The sequence below is a fragment of the Candidatus Methylomirabilota bacterium genome (assembly GCA_036001065.1).
In the GTDB taxonomy this organism is placed as follows: domain Bacteria; phylum Methylomirabilota; class Methylomirabilia; order Rokubacteriales; family CSP1-6; genus MNEF01.
The window spans coordinates 1-10,037 of sequence record DASYUQ010000133.1 but is presented as its reverse complement, the minus strand read 5'-3'; the positions used below and the strand labels follow the sequence as shown (position 1 = coordinate 10,037).

The following is a 10,037-nucleotide window of genomic DNA, read 5'->3' as shown; positions in this document are numbered from 1 at the left end:
CGCGGGGTCCGTTGCCAGCGGGCGGGAACGGATCCCGTCGACCCCTGCCGCACGCGCCCGCCGGCCCCGGCCCCGCGTGGCGGGTTCTTGACATGACTTCAAGGACGGAACACTAGTGGCCGACGCGACGCTGGCCATCACCCGCCCGGCGCCGCGGTCGAGGATCCCGGACTGGGTCGAAGCCGTTCTCGTCCGCATCGCCGCCGTCGTGGCGGCGCTCCTCCTCTGCGCGGTCCTGCTCATCCTGCAGGGTCACAATCCTCTTCTCGCGTACGCCGACATGGCGGTCGGCGCCTTCGGCAGTCGCTTCGCCCTCGAGCAGACGCTGCTCAAGGCCGTCCCGCTCATGCTCACGACGCTCGGAGTGATTCTCACGTTCACCGCCGGGCTCTGGAACATCGGCGCCGAGGGCCAGCTCACGATCGGCGCCCTCGCCGCGTCGTGGCTGGCTCTCAATTACGCGACGCTCCCCGCGCTCGTCCTGCTCCCCGGTATGGTCCTGCTGGGCTTGCTCGGCGGCGCGTTCTGGGCGCTGGTGCCCGCCGTCCCCCGGGCCTACGTCGGCATGAACGAGGTGATCTCGACGCTGCTCCTGAATTACGTGGCGCTGCTCGTCGTCGACTACCTCGTCTTTGGACCGTGGGCTGATCCGACCGCGTTCAATTTCCCGTACTCGCCGGCGTTCTCCGACGCGGCCCGGCTGCCGATGCTCTTCGGCGACGTGCATCTGGGGCTGGTGTTCGCTCTGGCGGCGACCGTGGTGGTGGCCGCGGTCGTCGGCCACACCGCGTGGGGTTACGAGATCCGGACCATCGGCGCCAGCCCCGGCGCCGCCCGGTACGCGGGCATGCCGGTGGCCCGCAACATCCTGGTCGTGATGGCGGCGAGCGGAGCGCTCTCGGGGCTGGCCGGCATGGCCGAGGTCAGCGGCATGATCTTCCGCGTCCAGCAGGGGCTCTCGCCGGGCTACGGCTACAGCGCGATCATCATCGCCTGGCTCGCCAAGCTGAACCCGTGGGCGGCGGTGCCTGTCGCCGTGCTGTTTGCCGGCTTGCTGAACGGCGGCTTCGCGTTGCAGACCTCCAAGGTGCCGGCGGCGATCACCTACATGATCCAGGCGGCGATCCTGTTCCTCGTCGTCGCCGGCGAGTCGCTGCTGGCGCGGGTGCGCCGCGCGCGCGCGGCCGCGGCTCAGAAAGCGGCGCTCGGAGCCGCCCGGTGAGCGAGGAGCAGTTCGTCAGGCTCCTGGCGGCCACCATCGCCATGGGCACGCCCCTGATCTTCGCCGCCTTCGGCGAGACCCTGGCCGAGTCGAGCGGAGTCCTGAATCTCGGCGTCGAGGGCATGATGCTGGTCGGCGCGGTCTCGGCCTTCATCGTGGTCGTCGCCACCGGCAGCCCGTGGCTCGGCGTGGTCGCCGGGATGCTGGGGGCCGGCGTGCTGGCCGCCGGGCACGCGCTGCTCACCGTCACGCTTCGGGCCGATCAGGTGACCGCGGGGCTCGCGCTGGCGCTGTTCGGAGGCGGGCTCTCGAGCTTCCTCGGCAAGTCACATATCGGCGTGCCCAACCCGGCGCCGTTCACCGTGATCGCGGTGCCCGGTCTGTCGCAGCTTCCGATCCTCGGCGCGTCGGTGTTCACCCAGGACGCGCTGGTCTACGCCAGCTACGTGATGATTCCGCTCGGCTGGTGGTGGCTCTACCGGACGCGCCCGGGCCTCCACCTGCGCGCGTGCGGCGAGAATCCGGGCACGGCCGACGCCATGGGCGTCGGCGTCGCCGCCATCCGGTACACGGCGGTCATCGTCGGTGGAATGTTCGCGGGACTCGGCGGCGCCTACCTCTCGCTGGCGTACGTGCCGGCCTGGACGGAAAACCTCACGGCGGGGCTCGGCTGGATCGCGCTGGCCCTGGTGATCTTCGCCACGTGGAATCCGTCCCGGCTGGTCTTTGGCGCCTATCTCTTCGGCGGCGTGGAGGCGATCGGCTTCCGCGCGCAGGTGCTCGGCATCCAGGCCAACACCATCGTGCTCCGCATGATGCCGTACGTCGCGACGCTCACCGTCATGCTCCTGGTCGCGCTGTGGCGGCGTCGCCTCGCCATGCCCAGCGCGCTCGGCCTGCCGTACTCGCGCGAGGAGTAGTCTACCGCGGCGGCGGGAACGCGCTGAAGCCGAGATCCTGCGCCACCGCGCGCCGGTGCATCTCCTCCAGGTACGGCCGCAGCCCCTCGGCCTGCTGCCGCGCGACGCGGTTGTCGGCGAGGACTTTCCGGGCGATCTCGAGGGCTTCCTCGCGGAGCGTGCGGAGGTCGACGGTCGTGAGCCGTCCTTCGTCGACCACGACCCGGCCGTCGACGAGGACCGTGCGCACCGACGACCCGTTCTCGCAGTAGACGAGCTGCCGGACGGGGTCGTTCAGCGGCACCCAGCCGGGCGAGCCAAGGTCGAGGACCACGAGGTCCGCGCGGCGGCCGGCCTGGACGGCCCCCAGCTCGTCCTCGAGCCCCATCGAGCGGGCGCCGCCCGCCGTCGCCATCCGGAGCGCCGCCCGCGCCGGGCTGCCGGCCTTGGGCGTGGGTCCGTCCAGGCTCTGGAGCAGCGCGGCCAGCTTCAGGCTGTCGAAGAGGTTCGAGCTGTCGTTGGCGGACGGATTGTCCGTCCCGAGCGCGACGTTCACGCCCGCCTCGAGCAGCCGCGGCACCGGCGCCACGCCGCTCAGGAGCTTCAAGTTGCAGGTCGGGTTGTGAGCGACCGTCGCCCCGGCCTCCGCGATCATCCCGATGTCCTGGCGCGAGAGCCAGACGCCGTGGATCACGGTGAGCCGCGGGGAAAGGAAGCCGAGGTCGCGGAGGTGGGCGATCATGCTCTTGCCGTAGAGCTCCCGCGCCATGACCGCCTGCACCTTGGTCTCGAGGATGTGGCTGTGGATCGGGCGGCGCTCCCTCTCGGCGGCCGCGGCGAAGGCGCGGAGGAGCTCGTCGGTACAGCGCTGGGGCCCCGCCGGCGCCAGCATGACGTGCACGCGCCCCTCGCGGCGGTCCCATTCCTTCACCAGGCGGCCGTGGAAGTCGAGGATCTCGTGCACCGCCGGCGGCGTGCGGTCGAGCCGGTCGCGCTCCGCCTGCGGCATGATCGTGTCGAGATACGGCATCGTCCGGGTGAAGGGCCGGTTCCAGATCATCGGCGCCGCGCAGACGCGGAGCCCGACGTCGACGTAGCCCTGGATCGTCGGAGCGAGCGCCTCCGCCGCCAGCGCGGGGGGGTGCATGTTGTCGACGCAGGCGGTCGTCCCGCTCAGGAGCATCTCGGCGGCGCAGAGCCGCGACCGGACGATGGCCGCGCGGTCGGTGAGGGGCGGATGAAACATCGGGCTCACGCAGAGGAGCCACATCTCGAGCGGCGTCCCCTCCCACATGCCCCTGAGGAACCGGTCGTAGCAGTGGAAGTGGGCGTTGACCAGGCCGGGCATCACGAGCCGCCCGGAGGCGTCGATCACCCGATCGAAGGGCCCCTCGCGCTCCGTGAGCCGGCCGCCGACGCGCGCGATTCGCTCATCCTCGACGAGCACGTCCTCGCCGACGAGCACGCGGTCCTCGCGGTCCAGCGTGAGCACCGTTCCCCCGCGGATCAGCGTTTTCACGGACCCCTCATCGTCGCGCCTCAGTGTACTCCTTCCGCACCCTACCGGAATGCCGGGGAGATTTCCGCGATGAACCGGTCCCGATCGCGGCGCAGCTCGTCCAGCGGACGGAACATCGTGGGGATGAACAGGACGTCGCCCCCGGCGGCCTGGAGCTGGTGAAGCCCCTCGCGGATCTGCTGAGCAGCGCCATGTTCGCCGAGCGCCTGATGGTCTTGTCTTGTCGGCCACAGGACGCTCCTTCCTTGAAGGTGGCGGTAGAATGCCCGTCCGAGGGCAAGATGTCATTCCTGAATTCCCGCACCCGCTCGGCTGGCCAGGGCTTCGGCAACCCGGTGCTGCGCCGGGAGGACGCGCGCCTGCTCACCGGCAACGGTCGCTACAGCGATGACTTCAACCTGCCGGGCCAGGCGTACGCGTACATGATGCGCTCGCCGCACGCGCACGCGCGCATCCGACGCATCGACGTCGCCGGCGCTTTGAAGGTGCCGGGGGTGATCGCCGTGCTCACCGGCGAAGACGCGGCCGCCGATGGCCTCCAGCCGATCCCGCACCGCCCGGTGCCGTCCAACCCGCACGAAGTCCCGCTCAGGAGCCGCGACGGCTCGGCGTTCTTCATCGCGCCGCATCCGCCGCTGCCGGCCGACCGGGCGCGCTTCGTGGGCGAGGCCGTGGCCATGGTGATCGCCGAAACGGGCGCGGCCGCTCGAGACGCCGCCGAGCGCGTGGCGGTGGACTATGAGCCGCTGCCCGCGGTGACCGCCACCGGCGACGCCGCCGAAGCGGACGCGCCGATCGCGTGGAGGGAGACCAGCTCGAACGTGTGCGTCGATTCCGACGCCGGCGACGCTGCCGCCGCTGCCGCCGCATTCCGCCGCGCGGCCCACGTGGTGCGGCTCGAAACGTGGGTCCAGCGCGTGACGGGCGTGCCCATGGAGCCGCGGGCGGCGCTCGGCGCTTACGACGATGCCAGCGGCCGCTACACCCTCTACGCAGGCTCGGGGGGCGTGCAGCGCCACCAGAGCGATCTCGCGGCCGCGCTCGGCGTACCGGCGAGCGCGGTGCGCGTGGTGTCGGGAGAGGTCGGCGGCAACTTCGGGACCCGCAACAGCTTCTATCCGGAGTTCGCGCTGGTCGCCTGGGCGGCGAAGCGCCTCCGCCGACCCGTGAAGTGGACCTGCGAACGTCGGGAGGCGTTTCTCACGGACTACCAGGGGCGCGACCTCGTGTCGCACGCCGAGCTGGCGCTCGACGCCCAAGGCGATTTCCTGGCACTGCGTGGCGTCAATACGAGCAACGTCGGCGCGCACGCCGTGTCGTTCATCCCTCTCGCCAAGGGCGTCGCGCTGGCGACCAGCGTGTACCACGTTCCCGCCGCCTCCATCCGCGCTCGCGCGGTGCTCAGCAACACGTCACCCACGACGCCGTATCGCAGCGCCGGCCGCCCCGAGGTGATGTTCGTGATGGAGCGGCTGATCGACCTCGCCGCGCGCCGCCACGGCTTCGATCGCGTTGAGCTTCGGAGGCGCAACCTGGTGCCGGCTGCTGCGATGCCGTACCGCAATCCCGTCGGCATGGTCTATGACAGCGGTGACTACGGGGCGGTGCAGGACCGCGCGGTGGCTCTGTCGGACTGGGCAGGGTTCGAGGCGCGCCGCGCCGAGGCGCGCCGCCGCGGCCGCTATCGCGGCATCGGCCTGGCCAACTACATCGAGCTCAACTCCGGCATGCCGCGCGAGCGCGCCGAGATCACCGTGCGTCCCGAGGGCCGGATCGACGTGGTGATCGGCACGCTGTCGGCCGGGCAGGGCCACGAGACGAGCTTCGCGCAGCTCATGGCCGAGTGGTTCGGTGTGGACTTGGATCAGGTGAGGTTGATCACCGGCGACACCGACGTGGCGCCCGTGGGTGGCGGCTCGCATTCCGGCCGCTCGATGCGTCTCGGCGGGGTGGTGATGGCCAAGGCCTCGGATCAGATCGTCGACCAGGGCAAGCGCATCGCGGCGTGGCTGCTGGAGGCGGCGGACGCGGACATCGACTTCTCGAGGCGGCGCTTCACGGTGAAGGGCACCGATCGCTCGGTCGATCTGTTCGAGGTGGCGGCCGCCGCGCTCCGCGGCGACGCGCCCGAGGCGCTCCGAGGGCCGCTCGTCGGCGCCGGCGACGAGACAATGAGCGTGCCCTCCTTTCCCTACGGTTGTGCCGTGTGCGAGGTCGAAGTCGATCCGGAGACCGGAGTGGTCGAGATCGTGCGTTACACTTCGGTCGACGACGTCGGCCGCGCCGTGAATCCGATGATCCTCCACGGCCAGACTCACGGCGGTATCGCCCAGGGCGTGGGGCAGGCGCTGTGGGAGCGCTGCCACTACGACGCCGAGACCGGCCAGATGCTGTCGGCGACGTTCATGGAGTACGTCCTGCCGCGCGCCGATGTGCTGCCGCAGTTCGCGACCGAGATCAGCGAAGTGCCGTCGACGTCCAACCCGCTCGGGCTCAGAGGCGGCGGCGAGGGCGGCACGACGCCGGCGCTCGGCGCCGTGGTCAACGCGATCGTGGACGCGCTGGCCGAGCTGGGCGTGGAGCACATCGAGATGCCGGCGACGCCGGAGCGCGTCTGGCAAGCCATCCGCCAGGCGGGCGCGTTCGCTCGGTAGTCGTTACTCGCCGCGGAGCTCTCGCAGGCGCCGCTTCAGGGCCGTCATCCGGTCATTCATCTTTTCGGACAGTCGAGACGCTTTGGTCGGCTTCTTCTGGCTCGGTTGTTTTGGCGTTGCCGTCGTGTGGCCGTGACAATAGACACATCCGTGCCTCAAGCCGTGCTTGCACTCGCTCATGGGCCGCACTCTCCTCGCTTTCAGCATACACGACGCGGTCGAGGGCCCAGACGAGATCATTTTGAGACCGCACGGCCGTCAGCCCTTGTGCGCCTGGAGACACTGCAGGGCGAGCCCGCCGTGACTCCACGCCGCGCCCGCGGCCATCGCCATCGCGACGAAGGTCGTCTCCGCGATTTCCGCGTCGGACGCGCCGGCGAGCGACGCCTTCTTCGTGTGCGCGTCGATGCACCACGGGCATTGCGTGATCTGGGCGATGCCGAGCGCGATGAGCTCCTTGGTCTTCCCCGGGATCGCTCCGTCCTTGAACGCCTTCGCATCGAACTCGAGGAACGCCCTGTACGCCTCCGGCACGAGCTCCCGCATGCGTTTGAATTGAGCCTTCGCGTCGACGCCATGAAACTCCATGACTCCCTCCTTTTCAGCGTGGCTGGTGCATAGTAATAGAGGATAGCCTTCATGTCACACTCACGCGCTACCAGAGCCACTTCGCGCAGGACGCGCGCGCGCCTAGCTCGCAGCGCGTCCGTCTGGCCGCTCGCCCGGTCGGGCCGGCGAGCACTCCGGGGGCTGCTGGCCGCGCCGCTCGCCGTCCGGATCCTCGTCGGCGCGGTCGTCATCCTGGCGCTCTGGTCGGCGGTGAACTGGGGGTATCAGGTCATCCGCAAGCCCACCGAGTTGTTCTTTCCGGTGAGCGGCGCGCTCACGAAGACGCCGCCCGAGACTTGGTGGCGGTACGGGCCGCTCTTCCACGAGCATTCCACGGCGGTCATCACGCCCGAGCTGCTGGCGGCGCTGGCCCAGGTCGAAGGCGCGGGCAACCCGGTGGCCCGGACGTACTGGCGGTGGCGTCTGACGTGGAACCCCTTCGAGCTGTACCAGCCGGCGTCGAGCGCGGTGGGCATGTACCAGATCACGGACGCGACGTTCCGGGAGGCGAAGCGCTACTGCATCCATGACCACGTGGTCGTCGAGGATGGCCCCTGGTACGACGTGACGTCGTGCTGGTTCACCGGCTTCTACACTCGCGTCGTCCCGAGCCACGCGGCCGAGCTGACCGCCGCGCTTCTGGATCGGAGCGTCGCCGACACGATGGAGCGCCAGCGGATCCCCACGGCTACGCTCCAGCAGAAGCAGGATCTCGCCGCCGTCATCCACCTGTGCGGAGCCGGGCCGGGCGACGCGTACGCACGACGCGGCTTCCGGCTGACCGACGACCAGCGGTGCGGCGACCACGCCGTGGGCGGCTACCTCGCGCGGGTCAATGCGATGAAGCGGCAGTTCGTCCGGCTGGCAGCCGCCGGCTAGAGGGGAGAACAGCAATGACGATCATCGCGCGCACGCTCACTCTGGAGCAGGACGGCATCGGCGGTTACATGGCGCATCCCGAAGGGCCCGGCCCGCGACCCGGCATACTGATGGCGCATCACGCGCACGGCGTCACCGCCGACTACAAGCTCGACGCCTACCAGCTCGCCGCCCTCGGCTTCAACGTCCTCGCTCCCAGCCTGTTCAACATGTTCGGCATCCCGGGCACGAGCCACATCGGTCAGGGCGCAGATCTGCAATCGAAGCACTCCGACGGCGAGTTCCTCGACAAGCTGGGCGAGGCCTGGCGCTACCTCACCGGGCCCATGAAAGCAGATCCGGCACGCACCGCCGCCATCGGGCATTGCATGGGAGGCCGGCTGCTCATCCCCTTCGCGGCCGACAACCCTCGGGTGCGCGCGATCGTCCTCTACTATCCGTCCATCCGCGACGAGCCGGAGACCTCGCATCGGCCCCGACACGCGTTCAAGCTCGCGAAGACGCTCACGTGCGCATCGCTCGTGTTCTGCGGCGGGAAGGACTACATCGCGACGCCTGCCATCCAGGGTCCGCTCTGGCAGAGCTTCATCGCCAACGGCCGGCTCGTCGAGTGGCACTTCTTCTCCGACGCCAACCACGGCTTCCGCCACCCCGATAACGACGGCTTCCAGCCGCACTACGCCGACCTCGTCTGGCCGCTCGTAACCGACTTCCTCCAGCGCACGGTGTGAGTTCACTGGTGGTACGCGCGCCTCAAGGGACCATCGCCCTCGCCACGGCCACGAGCGCCGCGTCGCTGCCGCGCGCGCCGAGGATGGACAGGCCGACAGGGAGGCCGTCGACGTGCGCGCCCGGCAGACTCACCTGCGGCACACCGGTCAGGCCGCCGTGCGAGGCCAGGCAGAGGATCCGCGCGCGCAGCGGCTCGAGCGTCGCGAGGGGCAGCCCCTTCCGCGGCGCCGGGAACGGCGTCGTCGGCATGCAGAGGATGGTCCCGGGCGGGAGCAGCCACGCGAGACGGGCGCGAGCCTCGTCGCGCATCATCGCCGCCCACTGCCGCTCGCTTTCGGGAATCGTGCTGCCGAGGACGAGGTTGCGGGCGACGCTGAAGGCGAAGCGCGGGTTGTCGCGATCGATCCAGTCCTTGAAAGTGAGCCAGGCCTCGTAGGGCTGCAGCGTGCGCTGCGCCCGCGCCCAGACCGACAGCCCGGGTGGGGCCAGGAGATCCTCGCGGATCTCCTTCACCAGCGCCGAGAGCTTGCGCACCATCGGCCCGAGCGCCGCGGCGGTCTCGGCGTCCGCAAAGCCGAAGGCGTCGACCGCCACGACGAGCCGGGTCGGCAAGCTGGCTGGGATCGGCTCGCCCAGCATGAGCTCGCACACGCGGGCGAATGTCTCCGCGTCGCGCGCGAACCATCCCGTCGTGTCGGAGCTCGGCGCCTGCGGCATCATTCCGGCGAGGTCGAGCCGGCCGTGGGTCGGCCGGATGCCGTAGAGCCCGCAGAAGCTCGCCGGCACGCGCACCGATCCACCGGTATCGGTGCCGAGCGCGGTATCGCACAACCCCTGAGCCACGGCCGAGGCCGAGCCCGACGAAGAGCCGCCGGGCACGCGGTCGGGCGCCCTCGGATTGAGCGGCGTGCCGTCGAAGGCGTTCTCGCCGAGGATGCCGAGCGAGACTTCGTCGGTGACGGTCTTGCCGATCAGCGTCGCCCCGGCGTCGAGCAAGCGCTGCACCGCCCAGGCGTGGCGCGTCGGCACCGGATGCTGCCGCGCCCAGTCCGGGTTGCCCCCACCGGTCGGATGCCCGGCGACGTCGAAGAGATCCTTGGCGGCGAACGTCAGGCCGGCCAGCGGACCGCCGGGTGCGCCGGCGATCCGCAGCGCCGGGCCGGGGACGAAGGGGCTGGTCACCGGCGTCACGCGTTCCCGCTCTTCCGCGCCTCGAAGATCGCCCGTGGGTTGCGCACGAGCATCTGCTCGATCTGATCCTCGGTGACGCCCGCCTTGCGGAGCGCGGGGAGGATGTCGTCGGAGATGTGATTGTAATGCCAGAGCGGCCGGGTCCGGCGCTTGTCGTCCTCGGAGAGCATGTCGGTCCAGCAGTTGGCGTCGTGCGAGAGGACCATCTGGCCGGCGTAGCCTTCGGCGCAGAGCCGTGCGAGCACCTCGACCCGTTTCGCGGTGGGCAGGTAGTTCTCCAGGCCGAAGCGGTCCATCCCGATCGTGCTCCCCCGCTCCATCAGCCCGCGCAG

9 protein-coding genes are annotated in these 10,037 nt (G+C 70.4%); 5 read left to right on the top strand and 4 right to left on the bottom strand.

Annotation, left to right across the window (positions count from 1 at the left end; translation table 11 throughout):
• The first annotated feature begins 115 nt into the window (after positions 1-115).
• Both VGV13_13135 and VGV13_13130 read left to right on the top strand, forming a co-directional pair.
• Positions 116-1,222, top strand: coding sequence for an ABC transporter permease (locus tag VGV13_13135; GenBank protein ID HEV8642038.1), 1,107 nt, complete (start codon positions 116-118; stop codon positions 1,220-1,222).
• On the top strand, positions 1,219-2,142 hold the full coding sequence (locus VGV13_13130; protein HEV8642037.1) for an ABC transporter permease: 924 nt from the start codon (positions 1,219-1,221) through the stop codon (positions 2,140-2,142). The genes VGV13_13135 and VGV13_13130 overlap by 4 nt, the downstream gene beginning before the upstream one ends.
• Before the next feature lies 1 nt (position 2,143).
• Here the strand turns inward: VGV13_13130 and VGV13_13125 are convergent, their stop codons facing one another.
• Entirely contained in the window at positions 2,144-3,640 is a 1,497-nt protein-coding gene (locus VGV13_13125; protein HEV8642036.1) for an amidohydrolase, read from the bottom strand.
• Between the two features lie 281 nt (positions 3,641-3,921).
• Between VGV13_13125 and VGV13_13120 the strand changes: the two genes are divergently transcribed.
• A complete protein-coding gene (locus VGV13_13120; GenBank protein HEV8642035.1) occupies positions 3,922-6,294 on the top strand; it encodes a xanthine dehydrogenase family protein molybdopterin-binding subunit in 2,373 nt (790 codons plus the stop codon).
• A 258-nt stretch (positions 6,295-6,552) separates the two neighbouring features.
• Here VGV13_13120 and VGV13_13115 read toward each other — a convergent pair whose 3' ends face one another.
• A complete protein-coding gene (locus VGV13_13115) occupies positions 6,553-6,882 on the bottom strand; it encodes a carboxymuconolactone decarboxylase family protein (GenBank protein ID HEV8642034.1) in 330 nt (109 codons plus the stop codon).
• A gap of 51 nt (positions 6,883-6,933) precedes the next feature.
• On the opposite strand from VGV13_13115, the gene VGV13_13110 reads away from it, so the two are divergent.
• Positions 6,934-7,782, top strand: coding sequence for a lytic transglycosylase domain-containing protein (locus VGV13_13110; protein HEV8642033.1), 849 nt, complete (start codon positions 6,934-6,936; stop codon positions 7,780-7,782).
• Between the two features lie 14 nt (positions 7,783-7,796).
• Positions 7,797-8,513, top strand: coding sequence for a dienelactone hydrolase family protein (locus VGV13_13105; GenBank protein ID HEV8642032.1), 717 nt, complete (start codon positions 7,797-7,799; stop codon positions 8,511-8,513).
• Between the two features lie 22 nt (positions 8,514-8,535).
• Here VGV13_13105 and VGV13_13100 read toward each other — a convergent pair whose 3' ends face one another.
• Positions 8,536-9,705 (bottom strand): amidase, encoded by a 1,170-nt coding sequence (locus VGV13_13100; protein ID HEV8642031.1) that lies wholly within the window; start codon positions 9,703-9,705, stop codon positions 8,536-8,538.
• On the bottom strand, positions 9,702-10,037 hold a 336-nt coding region (locus VGV13_13095), incomplete at its 5' end, for a phosphotriesterase-related protein (protein HEV8642030.1). The genes VGV13_13100 and VGV13_13095, both read right to left, overlap by 4 nt.